Genomic DNA, 20,758 nt, shown 5'->3' on the forward strand with positions numbered 1-20,758 from the left:
ATGATGATCGCAAGACTCTGCCTGGCCAGCGTGCTGAGCCTGGGCCTCAACCTGGCCTGGGCCGAAGAGCCGGTGGCGCTGGATGACAACGAGACGCCGTTATACGAAGTCAATTTCGTCGACACCGAGCTCAGCGAGTTCATCGACAGCGTCTCGCAAATTACCGGCACCACCTTCATCGTCGATCCACGGGTCAAGGGCAAGGTCACCGTGCGCACGGTCGATCGCCATGACAGCGACGCGATCTACGACATCTTCCTGGCCCAGTTGCGCGCCCAGGGTTTCGCCGCCGTCGACCTACCCAACGGCAGCGTCAAGATCGTCCCCGACCAGGCCGCGCGGCTTGAGCCGGTACCGGTGGAGACGGCGGACAAACCGGCGCAAGGCAGCGACGGGGTCGCCACCCGTGTGTTCAATGTACGCAACGCCGCCAGCGAGCAATTGCTGGGCATCCTCAAGCCGCTGATCGATCCCCGGGTCGGGGTGATCACCCCGTACCCTGCGGCCAACCTGCTGGTGATCACCGACTGGCGCAGCAACCTGGAACGCATCGACAGCCTGCTGCTGCAGCTCGACCAGGTCAGTGACGAGCCGATGCAGGTGATGCCGCTGCAGCATGCCAGCGCCAACGACACCAGCAAGTTGATCAGCCAGTTGCTGGCCCGCGAGCAGGGCGCCGACAGCGCCCAGGTGGTGGCCGACCCGCGCAGCAATGCGTTGCTGGTGCGCGGCAGTGCCGACAGTCGTGAGCGGGTGCGCGCCTTGTTGGCGCAACTGGACCGCCCCGGCGATAACCTGCGCAGCTCCAACACCCAGGTGATCTACCTGCGCCACGCCAATGCCAGCGAAGTGGTCAAGGTGCTGCGCAGCCTCAGCCAGGACACCCTGCCAGCCGCCAACGGCGAGGGCGGCAAGGACGACAAGGCGCCGATGCCGGTAAGCAGCTCGGGGATTCGCCTGGAATATGAAGAAGGCACCAACGCCGTGGTCATGGTCGGCCCCGACAGCGAACTGGCGGCTTATCGCAACATCGTCGAGCAACTGGACGTGCGCCGCGCGCAGGTGGTGGTCGAGGCGATCATTGCCGAGGTCTCGGATTCACGCGCCGAAGAGCTGGGGGTGCAGTGGCTGTTCGCCGATGAGAAGTTCGGCGCCGGCACGGTCAACTTCGGCAGCAGCGGCCCGAGCATCGCCGCCATCGCCGGGGCTGCAGCGGGCAAGGACAACGCCGCGCTGGCCAAGCTGCTGTCAGGCACCAACGGCCTGACCGCAGGCTTTGGCAACTTCGGCGGCGGTTTCAACTTCGCCGTGCTGGTCAATGCGCTGAAGAGCAAAAGCGGCTTCAACCTGTTGTCGACGCCAACCCTGCTGACCCTGGACAACGCCGAAGCGTCGATCCTGGTCGGCCAGGAAGTGCCCTTCGTCACCGGCTCCGTGACCCAGGACAACACCAACCCGTACCAGACCATCGAGCGCAAGGAAGTCGGGGTCAAGCTGCGCATCAAGCCGCAGATCAACATCGACAACACCGTGCGCCTGGACATCGTCCAGGAGGTCTCGTCGATTGCCGACAACGCTTCGGCCAGCGACGTGATCACCAACAAGCGCGAGATCAAGACCAAGGTCATGGTCGAGGATAACGGCCTGGTGATCCTTGGTGGGCTGATCAGCGACGAGGTCACCTCGAGTAATCAGAAAGTGCCGTTGCTCGGTGATATTCCCTGGCTGGGGCGGCTGTTCAGTTCCTCCGGCCAGCAGGGCGTGAAGCAGAACCTGATGGTGTTCATTCGCCCGCGGATCCTGCGCGACGGCCCGAGCCTGGCCAGCCTGAGCACCGAAAAATACCGCAACCTGCAGCAGGACACTGCCCTGAAGCTGCCGGCCATCAGCGATGACGGCAAGCTGCTGCAAGCCTTTCCGGCCAGCCGTCAGCGCCTGGACGAGGGTGTCTGGTGATGGAGCTGTTGCCCTATCGCCTGGCCCGCCAGGCCGGCCTTGCCGTGGCGCCTTTGGCGACGGGCTGGAGCCTGTGGCTGCGCAGCGATGCCGACAGCGACCAGTTGCAGGAACTGCTGCGCGTGCAGGGTCAGCCGGATGAAGTCTGCCACCTCGACAGCGCCAGTTTCGACAGCCGCCTGGGGCAGTTGTACCAGGCCGGTGAAGGCGCCACCGCCGCGCTGATCGAGGGCATCGGTGAACAGGTCGACCTCGACGGCCTGATGAGCGAAATGCCGCGCATCGAAGACCTGCTCGAAAGCGACGACGAAGCGCCGGTGATTCGCCTGATCAACGGCCTGTTTGCCCAGGCCTTGCGCCTGCAGGCCTCGGACATTCATATCGAGACCTTCGAGCAGAGCCTGGTGGTACGTTTGCGCATCGACGGCCACTTGCGCGAAGTGCTGCGCCCGCCGCGCGCACTGTCGGCGATGCTGGTGTCGCGGATCAAGGTCATGGCCCGCCTGGACATCGCCGAGAAACGCCAGCCTCAGGATGGGCGCATCACCCTGCGCGCAGCCGGGCGCGAGGTGGACGTGCGGGTCTCGACCTTGCCCGGCATCCACGGCGAGCGGGTAGTGATGCGTGTGCTCGACAAGCAGGCCAGCCTGCTGGCGCTGGCCAACCTCGGCATGCCTACAGCGGTGGAACAGGGCCTGCGCGGCTGCCTGGCGCGGCCCAACGGTATCGTCCTGAGCACCGGGCCGACCGGTTCGGGCAAGACCACCACGCTGTACGCCAGCCTCAACAGCCTCAACGATGGCAGCCGCAACATCCTCACCGTCGAAGACCCGGTCGAATACGCCATCGCCGGCATCGGCCAGACCGCCATCAACCCCCGCGCCGGGCTGACCTTCGCCACCGGCCTGCGGGCGATCCTGCGCCAGGACCCGGACGTGATCATGCTCGGCGAAATCCGCGACCGCGAGACCGCGCAGATCGCCGTGCAAGCCAGCCTCACCGGCCACCTGGTGCTTTCGACCCTGCACACCAACAGCGCCGTGGGGGCGGTGACGCGCCTGCGTGACATGGGTATCGAGCCGTTCCTGATCGCCTCGTGCCTGCGCGGGGTCATGGCCCAGCGCCTGGTGCGGCGCCTGTGCAACTGTGCGCGGCGGCAACCCTTGCAGGCGGCTGAGCGGCAGCTGTGGCCGGAGCTGGCGGAGCTGAGCGAGACCTTCCATGCCGTCGGTTGCGAGCAGTGCCAGGGCAGCGGCTATCGTGGCCGCCTCGGTCTGTACGAATTCATCGAGCTGGACGCCGGGCTGATCGCCCTGCTGTACGACGGCGCCAGTGAAGTAGCCATGCACGAGCATCTGGCCGGGCGCCGCCAGAGCCTTGCCGGCATGGCCAGCGAGTGCCTGCGCCGCGGCGATACCAGCCTCGCCGAAGTGCTGCGCGCGGTGCAGGGCTAACCCATGCCGACCTTTCGTTACCAAGCGGTCGACCTCAGCGGCCGGGCACGCAAGGCCAGCATCCAGGCCGACAGCGAGCGCCATGCCCGCCAGCTGTTGCGTGAGCAAGGGCTGTTCACTCGCCAGTTGCAACGCCACGATGCGGCCACTCAACAGCCGCGCCGCCAGCGGGTCAACCGCGCCCAGTTGTGCGAGCTGACCCGGCAACTGGCGACCCTCACCGGCGCCGGCATTCCCTTGGTGGATGCCCTGGCGACCCTGGAGCGGCAACTGGTGGAACCGGCCCTGCGCAACCTGCTGGTGGCGGTGCGCGGATCGCTTGCCGAAGGTCTGAGCCTGGCCCGCAGCCTGGCGCGCCAGGGCGGGCTGTTCTCCGGTTTGTACTGCGCCCTGGTCGAGGCCGGCGAGCGTTCCGGGCGCCTGGCCCAGGTGCTGGAACGCCTGGCCGAGCACCTCGAACAAGTCCAGCGTCAACAGCACAAGGCGCGCACGGCGCTGATCTACCCCTGTGTATTGATGGGTGTATCGCTGGCGGTGGTGGTCGGCCTGATGACCTTTGTGGTGCCCAAGCTTACCGAGCAGTTCGCTCACTCCGGGCAGAGCCTGCCGTGGATCACTTCGCTGCTGATCGGTGTCAGCGACCTGCTGGTGCTGCTCGGGCCCTGGTTGCTGCTCGGTGGTGTATTGGCTTCGGTGCTCGGCGCCTGGCTGTTGCGCCGTCCGCACTGGCGTTTGCGCCGCGATGACCTGCTGCTGCGCCTGCCGCGGATCGGCAACTTGCTGGCAGTGCTGGAGAGCGCGCGGCTGTCGCGCAGCCTGGCGATTCTTTGCGGCAGCGGCGTACCGCTACTCGAAGCCCTGCAAGTGGCCACGGCCACGGTCAACAACCGGCGCATCCACCTGGCCCTGCAACGGGTCAGCAGCGATGTGCAGGGCGGGGTCAGCCTGCACCGGGCGCTGGATGCCAGTGGCCACTTCCCGCCGTTGCTGCTGAACATGGTCGCCAGTGGCGAGGCCAGCGGCACCTTGCCAGACATGCTCGAACGGGTCGCCGACAACCAGGAGCGTGGTTTCGCCCGCCAGGTCGACAGCGCCATGGCCTTGTTCGAGCCGCTGATGATCCTGGTGATGGGCGCGGTGGTGTTGTTCATCGTCCTCGCCGTGCTGTTGCCGATCATGCAGCTCAACCAGGGCCTGACACTTTGAAAAGGAGCAAGACCATGCACAGCCCACGCGCGCGTCAGCGCGGTTTTACCCTGATGGAAATCATGGTGGTGATCTTCATCATCGGCCTGTTGATCGCCGTGGTCGCCCCAAGCGTGCTCGGCAGCCAGGACAAGGCCATGAAGCAGAAGGTCATGGCCGACCTGTCGACCCTGGAGCAGGCGCTGGACATGTACCGTCTCGACAACCTGCGTTTCCCTTCGGCCGAGCAGGGCCTGACGGCGCTGGTCAGCAAACCGACGGCGGAGCCGCTGCCACGCGCCTGGCGCGCCGACGGTTACATCCGCCGCCTGCCGCAGGACCCCTGGGGCACTGCCTATCAGTACCGCGCCCCCGGCCAGCACGGGCGCATCGATATCTACTCGTTGGGCGCCGACGGCGTCGAGGGCGGCGAAGGTATCGATGCCGACCTGGGTAACTGGAACCTTTAAGGATGCGCAACGAGCGTGGTTTTACCCTGCTGGAGATGCTTGTGGTGCTGCTGATCGCCGGGCTGATGAGTACCTTGAGCATTGCCTGGCTCGACAGCGGCAAGGCGCCGGTGCAGCAGGCCCTTGAGCGCCTGGCCGGGGCCAGCCGCCAGCAGGCTGAGCTGGCGCTACACGGGGGGGAGATTCGCGGCTTGCGCTGGAATGGCAGCCGCCCCGAATTTGTCCGCCGGGTCGCCGAGCGCTGGCAGGTCGAGCCCGTCGATTTCGCTGACTGGCCGGCAACGCTGCAAGCCGACTGGCCTGCCAGCCGCGAGCCACGCCTGGTGTTCACGCCCTCCGGGCTTGCCCGCAGCGCCACCTTGAACTGGCATTGGCCCGAAGGCACCCAGCGTTGGCAATGGAGCAGCGCCGGCCAGTTGCACAGGACGCCGCTGTGAAGCGCGCACAACGCGGCTTCACCCTGCTTGAGGTGACGGTGGCACTGGGGATTGCCGCCGCCCTGGCAATCATGACCAGCCAGGTGTTGCGCCAGCGTCTGGCGGTGCAGCAGAGCGTGCAGCACCACCGCCTGGGGGTGTTCTGTGCGCGCGAGCTGCAGGCGCGGTTTGCCGTCGAGCGGTTCTGGCCGCTGCAAAGCAGCGCCGCCGGGCAATTGCAGCAAGGCGATGGCCAGTGTCACTGGCAACTGCAGTTGACCTCGACCGGCGTGCGCAACCTGCGCCGAGGGCAATTGCACCTGTTTGCCGACCGAGACGGGCGCGATCCGCTCGGCCAGTACCGTATCTTTCTGGTGCGCCCATGAAGCGCCGCCAGCAGGGCCTGACCTTGCTTGAACTGCTGGTGGCCCTGGCCCTGACCGCGGTGCTGGGGATCTTGCTGGCGGCGCTGGTCAATGCCTGGGCCGGTATGCGCGAGCGCTTGCAGCAACCTGCCCAGGGCTCGCCGGTGCTGGATTTCTGCCTGGCCCTGGAGCGGCGTTTCGACTCCACGGTGTTGCGCCAGCTCTATGAGCAACGTCTGCCCCTGGCGATCAACTGGCTCGACTGGCAACCCGCCACCCTGCAGTTGCAATGGGTGGCGCGCAGTGCCTGGCCGCAAGCCGAGGGCGGCTCGCGCCTGCAGCGTCAGCGCCTGAGCTACGACACTCGCGGGCAACGCCTGCTGCTGGAAACCTCGTCCGACCTGTATGCGGTGGGTAAGCCTCAATGGCGTCAACGTGAACAGCTCGATCAGGTCACGGCGCCAAGCTTTGCGTTTTTTCAATCGGGCCGCTGGCTGGCCTTTCCTTCTGCCGAGCGGTCCGCCCCGGATCGCGGTGTGCGCCTTGAGTTCAAGCGTGATGGAGCACCTTATGTCTGTACCTTCGCCCTGCCGGAGGCACCCTGATGAAATGGCTTGAACGCTGGCAAACGCCACGCGAAAGCAACTGGTTGCTACTGCGCCCTGGTGTGGGGCAAGCGCCCTGGAGCTGGTTACGCCTGGCCGACGGCAGGCGCGAAGCCGGCGAGGGAGAACCGCCCAGCCCGGACGGCGCGCGTGTGGCGCTGATTCTGCCCGGTAACCACTGCAGCCATAGCCAGCTTGCGGCGCCGCCGGGGCTCAAGCGTGATGAGTGGCCTTTGCTGCTTGAAGAGCGTTTGCTGCAACCGGCCGAATCGATCCGTTGTGGCTGTGTTTCACGTCAGGGCAATCAACTGGAGCTGGTCAGCGTCGATCAGGCTTTGCTCGAACAATGGTTGGGCCAGTGCGCCGACTGGGGCTTGAGCGTCGAGCGCTGCTGGGCCGAGTTTCAGTTGCTGGCAGACACTCCAGCGGGTACCGCCCTGTGCTGGCAGCGCAGCCCGGACCTGCTGTTGCTCAAGGGGGTAACCGAACTCTCACGCCAGCATTGGCTGGCCTGGCCGACGCTGCTTGGATCGAACTTGCCGGCTCCCTGGCCAAGCCTGCAACCCGAAATGTTTGAAGGGGCCTGGCCAGCGCGGTTGGCCGCGTTGGAGCCTTTGCCCAGCCTGTTTGCTCTGCACCCGGCGCGGCAGATGCGGCTGCGCGTTGCCATGGCCCCCGGGCAATGGCGCCTGATGGCCGCCTGCGCGCTGTTGGGGCTGGTCTGCAGCGGCCTGTGGCTGGTCCAGCAATGGCGCCAGAACGAGGTCTACAAGGCGCAAGTGGTGGCGGTCACCGGGCCGGTCACTTCATCTCGCCAGGCAGCCCAGCTCCTCAAGCGTCAGCGCCAGGCCGAGGCGGATCGCCACTTGCGCCTGCGTCAGATCGAGCAGTTGCAGATGGCGGTGCAGCAATGGTTGCAGGCACAACCCGGTTGGCATGTCAGCGCCAGTGGCTTTGACGGACAACGCTGGACCCTGCGCCTGCGTGGCGACCAGGCACCCGAGGCGGCAACCTGGCAGGCCATCGCCCGGCAGGTTGGCGTGGCGGTTGCAGCAAGCACGGGCGAAGGCCAACTGCAACTGGTGTTCGACCTGGGAGCTGTCTCATGAGTGCATGGCTGCAGCGCCGCTGGTTGATGCCGGCAGCCTGGGTGATGGTAGGCGTATTGCTTGTCACCTTGATCGTTCGTGAAGGCACGGCGCGCTTGCAGGACGCACGGCAGTGGCAAGCCCTGGCCCGCTCGGCGGCCAGCCTGCAAGTGCAGACGCGCTTCAGTGCCGAGCAACTGCAGCAATCGGCGCAGGCACACAGTATTGCCCTCAATGAAGTGCTGGCAGAAAACCACAGTTGGCAGATCAAGGGCCATGCCGCCGATGAGCAAGGTGTGCAGCGCTGGCTACTGGCTGTACAGCGCGAAGGCGTGCGCCCGCTGCGCTGGTCGCTGGAGCAGGGCGAGGCTGGAATGAGCTTCGAGCTGGAGTTGCAACAATGAAGCGCGCGGGCGGGTTCGCCCTGGTGTTCGTGTTGAGCCTGTTGGCTGCTTTGCCGGCGAACTGGCTGCTCGCGCCCGTTGCCGCCGAAGGCGTCTCCGGCAGCCTCTGGCAAGGCCAGGCGCAACGGCTGGGGCAGGTGGGGCCGGTCGCTTGGCACTGGCAGCCCTGGCGTCTGCAGGCCCAGGTCGAGCTTGGGTTCCAGGGGCAAAGCTGGCAGGTCCAGGTCGCTGGCTGGCCGTGGAACTGGCGGGCGGCAGTAGAGCCAATGCAGCCTACACTCACGACGCCTTCGTCCTATCGGCTGACGGGTGAGTGGAGCGGGCGGATCGACGTGCAGGGCAGCGGTCGACAGTGTCGAGGCAGCCAGGGCGAGATCAGTGTCGACGGTCTGGCCATGGACGCGCCCTGGGCGCTGCCCTTGGGGGCGGGCCATGTGCGCATTGATTGCTCGGCAGGCATGCATCTGCTGGCGCGGTTGCAGTTGCAGGGGCAGCATCAGGCCGAGCTGGATGCCGACCTGCTCGCCCGGCGCGCGAAGCTGCAGGGCGAGATGACACCGGGTACTTCCCTGTACCCGGTGTTGCTGGCGGCCGGCTGGCTCAAGGCGGATGCAACCGGCATCAGCCGCACCCTCAAGTGGTGACCGGCAGGCGGCCTCAGCGCGGCTTGCTGCCCTCCGTTATGCTCGAGGCCAGAGTGGTGCTGCGATCATGCCCGCTGGTACGCAGGAAACCGAGGTCCAACGGCTTTTCTCCTGCGTTGCTGTTGGCGCCGGAGCCGTAGACATCAATCAGGCCGCTGACCAGGTCGACCGGTGCGTTCGAGGCGTTGATGCCCACCTGGCGATAGTAATCGCGCCCCTGCACGTTCTGCTCGGTGACGGCGGCACCGCCCAATTGCACCTTGCCCTTGTTCGCTTGCAGGCTGGCGCCGGAGAGGCGCACGGCGCCGCCGACCTCAAGGTCGATGCCGTCGCGGCCGTTGAGCACGCTCTGGCTGGCGACGGTGTCGCGCTGGGTGTGCTCGACCTTGAGGGTGAAGGTGGGTGAGGTCTTCGGGTCGACTTTCTGCAACGCGCCGCCGACCGGTTTACCGACCTTGTCAGCCAGCGGGCCGGCCACCGCGTTGGCGGCGTTGATATAGCCCTGTGGGTTCTTTTCCTGGCTCAAGCGCGCATCCACCTGCACGTTCAGCTGGTTGACCCGGTCCTGGCGGCTGGCGATGTGCAGGTCGCCGCCGACCTGGCCGTCGATGCGCCCGGCATCCAGGCGCACGCCTTCAAGGCGCGTGTCGCTCAGGCTGGTCAGGCTGATCTGGCCGGCGCGCCATTGGCTGTTGGCGAAGGTGATATTGTCTGCGTTGTCGATGTTCACCTGCCCGCGGGCATACAGCCCGCGTTTGGCCTCTTTCGCGGTCGCCCCTGGAGCGGCGTTAAGGCCGGCACCGGCGGTGATGTCGAGGTTGTTGCGCCGTTCGCTGCTGCCTGCGGCCTCGATCAGCACGCCGCCTTCGCTGGCGCTGATGGCGACCCGGTTTGCCGAGGCCTTGACGCCTTGCAGCGTCAGCGCATCGTCCTGACTGGCGGTGCTGCTCAACAGCAGTTGCTCCCTGGCAAACCAGTTGGCCCCGCTGGCCGTGGTACTGGCTTCATCGACCCGGCCCGTGCCGAAGTGGCCACCCAGGCCACCGCCTTTGCCATTGCTGGTGCTTTTACCGAGCAATTCCAGGCCGCCGCCGATGTTGCTGCCTTGAGCCTTGTGGGTATCAGTGGCAGCGCTGACTTTCAGCGCACCTGCGCTTTGCAGCTCGATATCGGCGACCTTGGCCGCGCTGCTGCCGATGCGCCCACCCACAAGCTCGAGGGCACCACCGGCCTGCAGTTGCACTTTGCCTTTGGCGTCTATCTCTACCGCGCGGGCCTGGGTATCGAGACTGTCCAGTTTGCTCTGGTCAAGGTAGCCGCGAAACTCCAGGGCACTGCCCGCCGGTGCGTTGCCTGCCTTGAACCAGCCGTTGCCGTCGAGTTTGTTCAACTGTTGGCGCTGTTGATCGTAGGCCTGGGCAAGGCTCAGGTCACCCTTGGCCGTTATTTCAAGCGAGCCGTCGCCGGCATTGAAGCGCGTGCCTTCGTACAGGCCATCACTGCCCAGTTGCACCTGGATGCCGGTTTGCCCATAGAGGCTGCCAGGGCGTGCGGTTTGCGTGCTGTTGTCGGTCAGCAGCGAGCCACCCTTGCCGGAAAGACGCAGGTTGATATCGCTGCCGGTGCTGGTTTCGACGCGCACCGCAGCGTCCACATCCAGGCGCTCGACACCTGCGCTGGTGCTGTCCTGGGCGGCGACGAAGCGGTGGTTTTGCGCCTGGATCGACAAAGGCCCCTGGCTGGCCCGGTACTGGGTGCCGGCATCGTCGAGGCTGCCGGCCTTGAGGTTGAGACGCTGGCCCGTGAGTTCGGTGACCTGCGCGGTGCTGCTGCGCGTGGTTTGCTCGCGATTGAGGTGTTTGAACTCAAGATCAGCGCCCAGCGTTGGCGGGGCCAGGGCGTCTTCGATTGATGCCTGCTGGAAGCGACTGGCTTCTTTACCGGTGACCAGGTTCTCCACCGGGCGGGTCAGGTCCTTGTACACCAGGCTGGCGCCGAGGCTGGCTTGCCAGTGGGTCTGGGTCTGTTTTGATTCGCGGGTATCGTCGACGGCGCGATTGTCCACGCTGCCGGCCTGCAGCTCCAGCGACCGGCCAGCTGTCAGGCGGGCAGCCTCGTTGACCAGCGTGTCGGCAGTCACGCGCAGATCGCCAGTGGCGCTCAGGCTGCTGCGTTGCGCCTGGCTTGCGCGTTCATCGACCTCCTGGCGCCTGTAGTAGCCTTCGAAGGCGCTGCCAACAGCATCGATGCCGCCACTGACCCGCAGGCCGCCGCCACTTTCGCCGGTGGTGGTCTGCTGCGACTGTAGCTCGCGAGCTGCGCTTACGGTGACAGTGCGACCATCCAACTGAAGGTCACCGGCGAGCGCCTCAATGCTGGAGCCCGTGATGTCGATGGCTTTAGCACTTTCGAGTGCAACGCCTGCGCCCTTGAGCTCGCTGGCAACCTGCTTGAGGTGGGATGCCTGCGTGTCGGTGTTGACCACGGCGTAACCCACCGAAGCCGTGTACTGGTGCGAGTCGGGCTTGCCGTCGATGGCGTCCTGGGTCTGGCTGGCATTGGCAGTGAAGCCCTGTTGCCGGTTTTGTTCGCTGACGGTCTGCAGTTGTTCGGCACTGCGCACATCGATGGCGTTTTGCGCCTGCAGGTGCAATTGCTTGCCGGCCTGAAGCCTTGACCCGATCACCTGCAGGTCATCGGCGCTGGCCAGGCGCAGGTTGCTGGCAGAGGCCAGGTCGCTGCTCAGCACTTGCTGGCGGTGTTCCTGGCGCTGGCTTTTCTCGGCGATCAGGCCGAACAGTTTGCTGTCGCTCTCGCGTTGCTCGACGCTGGACGCATTGTGTGTCGCTTCGACCGACAGCCGGGCTTTTTCACTGAGCAACAGTGCATCGCCTTTGGCTTGCACCTTTGAGCCTTTGATTTGCACCTGGTCAGCCACCACGGTCAATGCACCTTCCGCCTGAAGGTTACTGGCACTACCCTGTTGGCCCTTGGCTTCGGTCTGGCCGTTCTTGCCGAAGAAGCTGCCGGAGACCAGGTCGCCACTGTAGTTGCGGGTGTTTTCGTCGTTGCTCAGTGCGATGCTGGCGACCTCCAGCTTGCCGGCCTTAAGGTTCATGTCGCCGGCGCTGCTCAGGGCGCTGCCCAGTATCTGCGTGTTGCCTTTGGACGCCAGGGAAACCTGCTGGCCGGACAGAACACTGGCCTTGGCGCTTTCCTGGTAGCTGCTGCTGTCCTTGTCACCGCGCCACAGATGTTTGCGGTGGCGGATTTTTTCATCGACCTGCAGGCTGTCGACGCCGGCGCTGATGGTCAGGTTCTGGCCCGCCTTGACCGACAGGTCGCCACCGGCCTCGACGCTGGCGGCGACCATGCGCAGGTCGCCGCCCGCCTGCAGGTTGATGTCCTGGCTGGCCTTGATCTGGCTGCCGACCTGTTGGCGCTCGGTGCGGGTGCTTTCGCGCTCGTAGGTTTCGGTGGTGATGAGCCCCCACTTTTCTTTGCGGTTCTGCTGTTCGCGGCTGATGTTTTCCCGAGCCTGGGCATTGAGGGTGAGGTTCTTGCCGGCCTTGATGTTTACCTGTTGCGCCTGGGCGCGTACGGCGCTGATCTCCAGGGTGCCGGCAGCGTCTATGGCGATCCCGTCGCGGGCTTGCAACTGGCTGCTGGCCATGCGCACACCGGCGCCCGCCGCGGTGCTGAGGATACGGATGCGCCCGGCTTGCATGGCGCCAAACAGGCTGGCATCGATACTGCCAGCCGGCGCCGCCAGGTGCTCGATGACCTGGCCGTCGGTGGCGTCGATGCGGTTGCGCCCGACCACCAGGCTCAAGTCGTCGCGCGCCGCGAGCGCGCCGCGGCTGTCGATGCGTGGGGCGATCAGTTCGAGAGCTCCGTAGTGGTTGCTCTGGCCGACGCCGAGGACCTCCAGGGTGCCGCTGGCGGTACGGGTATCGAGGTACTTGAGGCGCTGGTCTTGCAGCTCGACCGTACCGACCAGAAAGCCTGCACGGGTGGTGTTGATGAAGCTGCCACCGTTGAGGGTGATGCCATTGGGGTTGGCCAGGATGTAGTCGGCCGGGCGACCGAAGATTTCCTGTGGGCCGGCAATGCGCGAGGCGTTGCGGCTGATCACTTCATTGAGAATGGTCGAGGCGGCCTGGCCCTGGAACTGCGGGTTGGCGGCCAGGGCGCCGGCCAGTTGCGATTGCCCGGCCTGCAGGGCGTTGTTCAACACCAACCCGGATTTGTTGACGTTGTAATCGAGAAACTGGTTGTGCGACAGGCCACTGGCGTTGGGCGCGACGATATCGATCACCGGCACGCCATGCCGATCGGTGATCAGCGGCGTACCGGCAACCCCGGCTGCCGCTTGCAGGCCGTTGGCGGCAAGGCCAATGCCCGGGCTCATCAGACTCAAGGCGATTATCCAGCGCAGGCGATTGAGCCTGCGCCGTTGTACAGCGGGGGAGGGCGTCTTGGGCATCACGGTCTTCTCTTTTTTGTTGTGGACTTCAGATGTTCAGTACCCACTCCAGCAGCCAGTAGCCGGGCTCCAGGTCCTGGCGGCGGGTGTTGCTGGCGTGCAGCGCGCGTTGGTAGTCAAGCTTGAGCAGGCTGTCGGGCAGGCTAAGTTCAAGGCCGGCATGGGCGCCGGCCAGGCGCTGTGCGGCGCGGCCGTGGTCGAATTTGCTCCAGCCCAGGTCCAGGCCCAGTTGCGGGCGAATCACTAGCCCGGCGGGCAGGTTCAGGGCCAACGGCTGGCTCAGGGTGTTGCGCCACGCGGCGCCGCTAGCACCAGCCGCCACCTGTTGGCGAAAGCCGCGCACGGCACTGTTGTCGCTGAGCAGCAATTGCTCGACTGCCGGCAGAGCGTCGGCGCTGTACTGCAGGTTCAGTTCGCTCTGCCAACGCCAGGGCCAGGCCGGGTCACGGCCCTGGCGCAGGTGCAGGGCGCTTGCGCGGTACTTGCGAAACTGCGGCTGCGGCGCGTTGCTGGCCAGCGGCGCAGTATCGGCGCCAAACCAGTCCAGGCCCTGGGCAATGCCCAGGTAGGCACTCCACAGGTTGGCGTCGAGCCACAGCAGGTTCAGGCCTGCTTCCAGGCTGGTAAGGGTCGGGCTTTGCACGTGCAGGCGTTGCCCGGCCAGGCGGTTGTCCAGGCGCTTCTGGTCCAGGCGCAGGCTGGCGCTGAGCAGCCCGTGCTGGTTGCGCCACAGGTTGCGTTCAAGGCTCAGGCCGTAGAACCCGCTCTGGCCACTGCTGCGCTCGCGCCGGCCCGGCAGTTGCGCCTGGTACTGCAGCTGGTTGAGGTTGAGCGCGTAGGTCCAGGGGCCGTAGGGAATGCTGTAGTACAGGCCGTAGCCGCGGCTGTAACTGGCGCCGGAACCGAGCGTCGAGGTAAGCGACAGCTGGCTGTAGTCATTGAGTTGCAACGGGCTGTCCAGGGTCAGGCTGGCGCCGACCCGCTCGCGCCCGGTCAGTTCGCTGCCGCGGTTGTCGAAGCTGCTGCCCAGGCGCCAGCGCGGGTTGATCTGCCGCGGCGTGATGAGGATGCGGGTGCCGCCTTGCAGCTCGCCGGGCAGCAGGTCGGCGCCCAGGTCGAAGGCCCGCAGCCGGTTCAGCTGGTCCATGCCCTGTTCCAGTTCGCTCAGGCGCAAGGGCTGGCCGAGCAGGGACGGGAATGCGCTGTGCAGTGACAGCGGCAAGTCGGGGTCGGCCAGCTCGATCGACTCGACAAAGCCCTCGACGACCTCGATGTCCAGAGTCGCGCCTGCTTGCGGCGGCTGGCTCAGGTAGGGGCGGCTGGTCAGGTAGCCGGCTTGCACATACTGCTCGGTGATGGTTTTGAGGATCAGGTTGATCCGTGCCACGTCCATGCATGGCGTCAGCAGCGGTCGCACGCTGGCTGCCAGTTCTGCCGAGCCGATTTGCCGGTTGCCAGCCAGGCGCACGCCGTTCAGCGGCCAGCAGGGCGAGGCCTCGGTGGCGGCTGGTGCTTGGCTGGCCGGTTCGGCCAATTCATCGCTACGTTGCAGCTTGCGCAGGCGTTGACGTTGCTCGAGTTGTTCCAGTTGCAGACGCTGGTCGCGTAGCGGCTGAATGCCCAGGTGTTCATGAGCACTGGCGGGATGCACCATCAACAGCATTACAAAGAGGGCCGAAGGCCGGATGACAAGGCGTGCAGCGACAATGCTGAGTGAACTGGGCATGCAGTAGCGTCCAGGAGATATCCAGATGCGTGGATTTTATGGACGCTACTATTCGAATAGATGCGCTACCGAGCCGGTAGACGAGTAGGGCCGAAGCCTGAGTTGCGAGGGAAGCTTCCGACGTGCTTGTCGGAAGCGCCTTAAGGGGCGATCAGGGGCGGATCTCGATCATGGTGCCGTCCGGGACCATGTTCCACACTTCACGCATGTCGCGGTTGGTCATGGCGATGCAGCCTTCGGTCCAGTCGAGGGTGTGGAAGACTTCTTCCGGGTATTCCTCACTCAGCGGCGTGCCGTGGATCATGATCATCCCGCCCGGCGGAACGCCTTCACGACGGGCGCGGGCGGCGTCGGTGATATTCGGGTAGGACACGTGCATGGCCAGGTTGTAGCGGTCGCTCTGCTTGCGCCAGTCGATCCAGTAGAAGCCTTCGGGGGTGCGCTTGTCGCCTTCGCGCAGCTTGGCGCCCTTGGGTTGCTTGCCCAGGGAGATGCGGTAGGTTTTCAGCGGCGTGCCGGCGCTGATCAGCTGTAAACGACGTTCGGACTTGATCACCAGGATCTTGTCGATCAGCGCAGGCTTGGGCGCTTGCGGTTGCAGTGGCGAAGGCGCGGTCTGGTCGACCGGCCGGGTGATGATGGTTTCGGTGAAACCCGCCTGGGACATCGAAGCCACACTGAGGCAGAAAAGGGCAAGCAACCAGCGCATGAAACGATATCCCTGAAAAAGCTAGGTGTTGGGTGACGAGACGAGCATGGGTGACAGGCATTCATTGCCGATCGGAAAGCGCTGCTCGATGCGGTCACGATAATAGCATTCTAGGGTACGACTGACGGTGCGGAAAGCCAGCTCGTCCCACGGGATTTCACTTTCGTCGAAAAGCCGCACTTCCAGGCTCTCGACGCCGACGGCAAAGTCCAGGTCGGCAAGCTCGGCGCGAAAGAACACGTGCACCTGGTTGATGTGCGGCAGGTCGAACAGTTGGTAGAGGCTCATGCCGCCTACGCGGGCGCAGGCTTCTTCATCGGTTTCCCGGCGCGCGGCCTGTTCGATGGTTTCGCCGTTCTCCATGAACCCGGCGGGCAAGGTCCAGTAGCCCCGGCGCGGTTCGATGGCGCGGCGGCACAACAGCACCCGGCTGCCCCAGGTCGGCAGCACCCCGGCGACAATGTTGGGGTTCTGGTAATGAATGGTCTGGCAGTGATCGCAGACATAGCGCAGGCGGGTATCGCCCTCGGGAATACGCTGAATCACCTGATTGCCGCACGCACTGCAGAATTTCATGCTTTTATTCCTGTTAGGTGCGCCTATCTTGGCGCCACTGTCCCTGCGGCCGCAAGCCGGATCGTCGCCGGGACTTGGGCGGCCCGCGGCTTTGGTGCATCATGCACGACAGGCTTTGGAATCGAGAGAGAGCAATGCTGGACGAGCTACTTCGCCGCGTGAGCAGTCATACGCCGAGTACCCTGGAGACGGACCGACGTTTTCCCGAGGCCGCTGTGTTATTGCCCATCACCCGCAGCGAAGAGCCGGAGCTGGTGTTGACCCTGCGCGCCAAGGGCTTGTCGACCCACGGCGGCGAGGTGGCCTTCCCCGGTGGTCGCCGCGATCCGGAAGACCCCGACCTGATCTTCACCGCCCTGCGTGAAGCCGAAGAAGAAATCGGCCTGCCGCCGGGCCTGGTGGAGATCATCGGCCCGTTGAGCCCGCTGATCTCGCTGCATGGGCTGAAAGTGACGCCTTTCGTCGGCCTGATTCCGGATTTTGTCGAATACCAGGCCAACGACGCCGAGATCGCTGCGGTGTTCACCGTGCCGCTGGAGTTCTTTCGCCAGGACCCGCGTGACCATACCCACCGTATCGATTATCAGGGCCGCAGTTGGTACGTGCCCAGCTACCGCTATGGCGAGTACAAGATCTGGGGGCTGTCGGCGATCATGATCGTCGAGCTGGTCAACTTGCTTTACGATGCCAACATCAGCCTGCATCAGCCGCCTGAACGCTTTACCCCCATTTGAGCGGGACCACCCGCTAGCCACGCCGCACCGTGAGGATCCACGCATGAAATACCGTCTGGGCGACCTGCGGGTCGAAACCCATCCGCGCAGCTGGGTTGCGCCGACTGCCACGCTGATCGGCAAGGTACGCCTGCAGGCCGGCGCCAACGTCTGGTTCGGCGCGGTGTTGCGCGGCGATAACGAGCTGATCGACATTGGCGAGAACAGCAACGTCCAGGACGGCACGGTGATGCACACCGACATGGGCTCGCCGCTGACCCTGGGCAAGGGCGTGACCGTCGGCCACAACGCCATGCTTCACGGCTGCACGGTCGGCGACCACAGCCTGGTCGGCATCAACGCGGTGATCCTCAACGGTGCGCGGATCGGCAAGTACTGCATCATCGGCGCCAACGCGCTGATCCCCGAAGGCAAGGAAATACCTGACGGCTCGCTGGTGATGGGCTCGCCGGGCAAGGTGGTGCGCGAACTGACCGAGGCGCAAAAGAAGATGCTCGAGGCCAGTGCCGCCCACTACGTGCACAACGCCGAGCGTTATGCCCGCGACCTGGCCCCGCAGGAGGATTGATGAGCACGCCTGAACGCCCGGTGGCCTCGCCCTGCGTGCAGATCTGCGCGCTGGATGACGCCGATATCTGCACCGGCTGCCAACGCAGCGCCGCTGAAATCACCCGCTGGGGGCGGATGGACAACAGCGAGCGGCGCCAGGTGCTCAAGCTGTGCCACGAGCGCGCGGTCGCGGCCGGGCTGATCTTCAGCGTCGGCGCATGATCCGCCGCTTGGCCGCCGGCAAGCGCTGCAGTACCCTGTAGCGCTTACCCAGCGGTCGATCCCATGTTCTTTCTGATTGCCTATATCAGCAGCGTAGTGCTGATCAACTACGCCTTCTCCAGTGCCCCGCACCTGGACGTCATCTGGTCCGCCTGGGGCGGGCTGGTGTTCATCCTGCGCGACATGGTCCAGACCCGCTTCGGCCACGGCGCGCTGCTGGCCATGCTGGCGGCCCTGGTGCTGTCCTACATCACCTCGGAGCCGGCCATCGCCCTGGCCAGCGCCACTGCCTTCGCGGTGTCCGAGCTGATCGACTGGCTGGTGTTCACCATCACCAAGCGGCCGCTGCACGATCGCCTGTGGCTGAGTTCGGCGCTGAGCATCCCGATCGACACCTTTATCTTCTTCGGCATGATCGGCGCCCTGACCCCGGCCGTGGTCGGCACCGCCATGGCCTCGAAATTCGCCGGGGTTACCGTGGTCTGGCTGGCCATGGCCTGGCGCGCGCGCAAGCGGGTGGTCACCGGCTGAGCACGGTTCATGTAAAATGGCGCTCCTTTTCACCGGGTTGCACCGAGTACGGGGCGGCCCAGGATGTTCTTCCCTCTGAGGACCTGAAATGACCCGTATCGGAACCCCATTGTCGCCGACCGCGACCCGCGTACTGCTCTGTGGCTGCGGCGAGCTGGGCAAGGAAGTGGTGATCGAGCTGCAACGCCTGGGTGTTGAAGTGATTGCCGTGGACCGTTACGCCAATGCCCCGGCCATGCAGGTGGCCCATCGCAGCCACGTGATCAACATGCTCGACGGCGCCGCCCTGCGGGCAGTGATCGAGGCCGAGAAGCCGCACTACATCGTCCCGGAAATCGAAGCCATTGCCACCGCGACCCTGGTCGAGCTGGAAAACGAAGGTTTCACCGTGGTGCCGACCGCCCGCGCCGCGCAATTGACCATGAACCGCGAAGGCATCCGTCGCCTGGCCGCCGAAGAGCTCGACCTGCCGACCTCGCCGTACCATTTCGCCGACACCTTCGAGGAATACGCCAAGGCCGTCGACGACCTCGGCTTCCCGTGCGTGGTCAAGCCGGTGATGAGTTCGTCGGGCAAGGGCCAGAGCCTGCCGCGCAGCACTGACGACGTGCAAAAGGCCTGGGACTATGCCCAGGAAGGCGGGCGTGCCGGCAAGGGCCGGGTGATCATCGAAGGCTTTATTGATTTCGACTACGAAATCACCCTGCTGACCGTTCGTCATGTCGGCGGCACCACCTTCTGCGCGCCGGTCGGCCACCGTCAGGAGAAGGGCGATTACCAGGAGTCCTGGCAGCCGCAGGCGATGAGCCCGGTGGCCCTGGCTGAATCCGAGCGGGTGGCCAAAGCGGTGACCGAGGCGCTGGGCGGCCGCGGCCTGTTCGGTGTCGAGCTGTTCGTCAAAGGCGACCAGGTGTGGTTCAGCGAAGTCTCGCCACGCCCGCATGACACCGGCCTGGTGACCCTGATCTCCCAGGACCTGTCGCAGTTCGCCCTGCATGCGCGGGCGATCCTGGGCTTGCCGATCCCGCTGATCCGTCAGTTCGGCCCGTCGGCGTCGGCGGTGATCCTGGTGGAAGGCCAGTCGCAGCAGACCGCCTTCGCCAACCTCGGCGCTGCCCTGAGCGAGCCGGATACCGCCATTCGCCTGTTCGGCAAGCCTGAGGTCAACGGCCAGCGGCGTATGGGCGTATGCCTGGCTCGCGACGAGTCGATCGAAGCCGCCCGGGCCAAGGCCACCCGTGCTTCGCAGGCGGTCAAGGTAGAGTTCTAAGCAATCGCGGGGCAAGCCCGCTCCTACACCGGTAGGAGCGGGCTTGCCCCGCGATGATTCTACAGCTCCGAGTGGCGCGTCTCTTTCAGGCACAACACCGCAATCAGGCTCAGCACAGCTGCCGCCGAGACATAGCCGCCGACCCAGCTCAAACCGCCCATGGCCACCAGCTTCTGGGCAAAGAACGGTGCAGCCGAGGCGCCGACGATCCCGCCTAGGTTGTAGGCTGCCGACGCCCCGGTGTAACGCACGTGAGTGGGGAACAGCTCAGGCAGCAAGGCGCCCATCGGCGCAAAGGTCACGCCCATCAAAAACAGCTCGATGGCCAGGAACAATGCCACCCCCGTGGTCGAACCCGAGGTCAGCAGCGGCTCCATGGTAAAGCCCGAGGCAATGGCCAGCACAGCGCCGACAATCAGCACCGGCTTGCGCCCGTAACGGTCGCTGAGCCAGGCCGACAGTGGCGTGGCCAGGGCCATGAACAGCACCGCGAAGCACAGCAGGCCGAGGAAGGTCTCGCGACTGTAACCCAAGGTCGAGACGCCATAGCTGAGCGAGAACACCGTCGAGATGTAAAACAGCGCATAGCACACCACCATGGCCGCCGCGCCCAGCAGGGTGGGGGCCCAGTACTGGGCGAAGAGCTCGACCACCGGCATCTTCACCCGCTCGTGGCGAGCCACGGCCTTGGCGAAGACCGGGGTTTCTTCGAGCTTCAGGCGCACATACAGGCCGACCATCACCAGCACGGCGCTGAGCAGGAACGGAATGCGCCAGCCCCAACTGCGGAATTGCTCATCGGTCAGCAGCATGGCCAGGGTCAGGAACAGGCCGTTGGCCGCCAGAAAACCGATCGAAGGGCCTAGCTGCGGGAACATGCCGAACCAGGCGCGCTTGCCCTTGGGCGCGTTCTCGGTGGCCAGCAACGCCGCGCCGCCCCATTCACCGCCAAGTCCAAGACCCTGGCCGAAGCGCAACACGCAAAGCAGGATCGGCGCCCAGGCGCCAATGCTGTCGTAGCCAGGCAGCACGCCAATCAAGGTGGTACACACACCCATCAGCAGCAAGGATGCGACCAGGGTCGATTTACGGCCGATACGGTCGCCAAAGTGACCGAACAGCGCCGAACCCAGGGGCCGGGCCAGGAAGGCGATGCCGAAAGTAAGGAACGCCGAGAGCATCTGCGCGGTGCCGGAGGTCTGCGGGAAGAACACCGGGCCGATCACCAGCGCCGCCGCAGTGGCGTACACGTAGAAGTCGTAGAACTCGATGGCGGTGCCGATGAAGCTGGCGGTGGCAACCCGTGCCGGCGAGTTGCCGGGGCTGGCCTGGGCGGTTTCGGGGTAGGTGCTGCTGGTGGTCATGCGA

At 65.4% G+C, this 20,758-nt stretch carries 20 protein-coding genes; 15 read left to right on the top strand and 5 right to left on the bottom strand.

Going from position 1 to position 20,758, the window contains the following annotated elements:
* Nucleotides 1–3: 3 nt before the first annotated feature.
* Genes gspD through gspN form a run of 10 tightly spaced genes read left to right on the top strand, consistent with a single transcriptional unit; the run spans nucleotide 4 to nucleotide 8,587 of the window.
* Nucleotides 4–1,956 (top strand): type II secretion system secretin GspD, encoded by a 1,953-nt coding sequence (gspD, locus tag LOY22_RS05340; protein WP_258596710.1) that lies wholly within the window; start codon nucleotides 4–6, stop codon nucleotides 1,954–1,956.
* 5 nt (nucleotides 1,957–1,961) lie between these two features.
* Nucleotides 1,962–3,410 (top strand): GspE/PulE family protein, encoded by a 1,449-nt coding sequence (locus tag LOY22_RS05345; RefSeq protein ID WP_258597785.1) that lies wholly within the window; start codon nucleotides 1,962–1,964, stop codon nucleotides 3,408–3,410.
* Nucleotides 3,411–3,413: 3 nt separating this feature from the next.
* Nucleotides 3,414–4,616 carry a type II secretion system inner membrane protein GspF gene (gene gspF / locus LOY22_RS05350; protein ID WP_258596712.1) on the top strand — a complete coding sequence of 401 codons (1,203 nt, stop codon included), beginning with the start codon at nucleotides 3,414–3,416 and terminating at the stop codon, nucleotides 4,614–4,616.
* Nucleotides 4,617–4,630: 14 nt separating this feature from the next.
* Nucleotides 4,631–5,065 (top strand): type II secretion system major pseudopilin GspG, encoded by a 435-nt coding sequence (gene gspG, locus LOY22_RS05355; protein WP_258596714.1) that lies wholly within the window; start codon nucleotides 4,631–4,633, stop codon nucleotides 5,063–5,065.
* 2 nt (nucleotides 5,066–5,067) lie between these two features.
* Nucleotides 5,068–5,502, top strand: a complete 435-nt coding sequence (locus LOY22_RS05360) for a prepilin-type N-terminal cleavage/methylation domain-containing protein (RefSeq protein ID WP_258596716.1) — start codon at nucleotides 5,068–5,070, stop codon at nucleotides 5,500–5,502.
* A complete protein-coding gene (locus LOY22_RS05365) occupies nucleotides 5,499–5,867 on the top strand; it encodes a type II secretion system protein GspI (RefSeq protein WP_045196520.1) in 369 nt (122 codons plus the stop codon). Before LOY22_RS05360 ends, LOY22_RS05365 begins: the two co-directional genes overlap by 4 nt.
* Entirely contained in the window at nucleotides 5,864–6,451 is a 588-nt protein-coding gene (locus LOY22_RS05370) for a type II secretion system protein GspJ (protein WP_258596724.1), read from the top strand. The genes LOY22_RS05365 and LOY22_RS05370 overlap by 4 nt, the downstream gene beginning before the upstream one ends.
* A complete protein-coding gene (locus LOY22_RS05375; protein ID WP_093386891.1) occupies nucleotides 6,451–7,560 on the top strand; it encodes a type II secretion system protein GspL in 1,110 nt (369 codons plus the stop codon). The genes LOY22_RS05370 and LOY22_RS05375 overlap by 1 nt, the downstream gene beginning before the upstream one ends.
* On the top strand, nucleotides 7,557–7,943 hold the full coding sequence (gene gspM / locus LOY22_RS05380) for a type II secretion system protein GspM (RefSeq protein ID WP_258596738.1): 387 nt from the start codon (nucleotides 7,557–7,559) through the stop codon (nucleotides 7,941–7,943). Before LOY22_RS05375 ends, gspM begins: the two co-directional genes overlap by 4 nt.
* Entirely contained in the window at nucleotides 7,940–8,587 is a 648-nt protein-coding gene (gene gspN, locus LOY22_RS05385) for a type II secretion system protein N (RefSeq protein ID WP_258596740.1), read from the top strand. The genes gspM and gspN overlap by 4 nt, the downstream gene beginning before the upstream one ends.
* A gap of 13 nt (nucleotides 8,588–8,600) precedes the next feature.
* Here the strand turns inward: gspN and LOY22_RS05390 are convergent, their stop codons facing one another.
* From LOY22_RS05390 to LOY22_RS05405, 4 genes are all read right to left on the bottom strand, one after another.
* Nucleotides 8,601–13,073: a hemagglutinin repeat-containing protein gene (locus tag LOY22_RS05390; RefSeq protein ID WP_258596742.1), complete on the bottom strand. Its 4,473-nt coding sequence runs from the start codon at nucleotides 13,071–13,073 to the stop codon at nucleotides 8,601–8,603.
* Nucleotides 13,074–13,101: 28 nt separating this feature from the next.
* Nucleotides 13,102–14,799, bottom strand: a complete 1,698-nt coding sequence (locus LOY22_RS05395; protein ID WP_258596745.1) for a ShlB/FhaC/HecB family hemolysin secretion/activation protein — start codon at nucleotides 14,797–14,799, stop codon at nucleotides 13,102–13,104.
* Between the two features lie 151 nt (nucleotides 14,800–14,950).
* Nucleotides 14,951–15,508, bottom strand: coding sequence for a murein L,D-transpeptidase family protein (locus tag LOY22_RS05400; RefSeq protein WP_045196533.1), 558 nt, complete (start codon nucleotides 15,506–15,508; stop codon nucleotides 14,951–14,953).
* A gap of 21 nt (nucleotides 15,509–15,529) precedes the next feature.
* Nucleotides 15,530–16,084, bottom strand: a complete 555-nt coding sequence (locus LOY22_RS05405) for an NUDIX hydrolase (protein ID WP_045196535.1) — start codon at nucleotides 16,082–16,084, stop codon at nucleotides 15,530–15,532.
* Nucleotides 16,085–16,218: 134 nt separating this feature from the next.
* Between LOY22_RS05405 and LOY22_RS05410 the strand changes: the two genes are divergently transcribed.
* From LOY22_RS05410 to purT, 5 genes are all read left to right on the top strand, one after another.
* The gene (locus LOY22_RS05410) at nucleotides 16,219–16,818 is read left to right on the top strand and encodes a CoA pyrophosphatase (RefSeq protein WP_010220257.1); all 600 of its coding nucleotides are present in this window, start codon (nucleotides 16,219–16,221) and stop codon (nucleotides 16,816–16,818) included.
* 43 nt (nucleotides 16,819–16,861) lie between these two features.
* A complete protein-coding gene (locus LOY22_RS05415; protein WP_045196537.1) occupies nucleotides 16,862–17,386 on the top strand; it encodes a gamma carbonic anhydrase family protein in 525 nt (174 codons plus the stop codon).
* Entirely contained in the window at nucleotides 17,386–17,589 is a 204-nt protein-coding gene (locus LOY22_RS05420; protein ID WP_045196539.1) for a DUF1289 domain-containing protein, read from the top strand. The genes LOY22_RS05415 and LOY22_RS05420 overlap by 1 nt, the downstream gene beginning before the upstream one ends.
* A gap of 63 nt (nucleotides 17,590–17,652) precedes the next feature.
* A complete protein-coding gene (locus LOY22_RS05425) occupies nucleotides 17,653–18,120 on the top strand; it encodes a VUT family protein (protein WP_093386864.1) in 468 nt (155 codons plus the stop codon).
* 88 nt (nucleotides 18,121–18,208) lie between these two features.
* Nucleotides 18,209–19,390, top strand: coding sequence for a formate-dependent phosphoribosylglycinamide formyltransferase (purT, locus tag LOY22_RS05430; protein WP_258596748.1), 1,182 nt, complete (start codon nucleotides 18,209–18,211; stop codon nucleotides 19,388–19,390).
* Nucleotides 19,391–19,449: 59 nt separating this feature from the next.
* Here the strand turns inward: purT and LOY22_RS05435 are convergent, their stop codons facing one another.
* Entirely contained in the window at nucleotides 19,450–20,754 is a 1,305-nt protein-coding gene (locus LOY22_RS05435) for an MFS transporter (RefSeq protein WP_093386854.1), read from the bottom strand.
* Nucleotides 20,755–20,758 lie beyond the last annotated feature (4 nt).

The organism is Pseudomonas sp. B21-035 (assembly GCF_024748945.1).
Lineage (GTDB): Bacteria > Pseudomonadota > Gammaproteobacteria > Pseudomonadales > Pseudomonadaceae > Aquipseudomonas.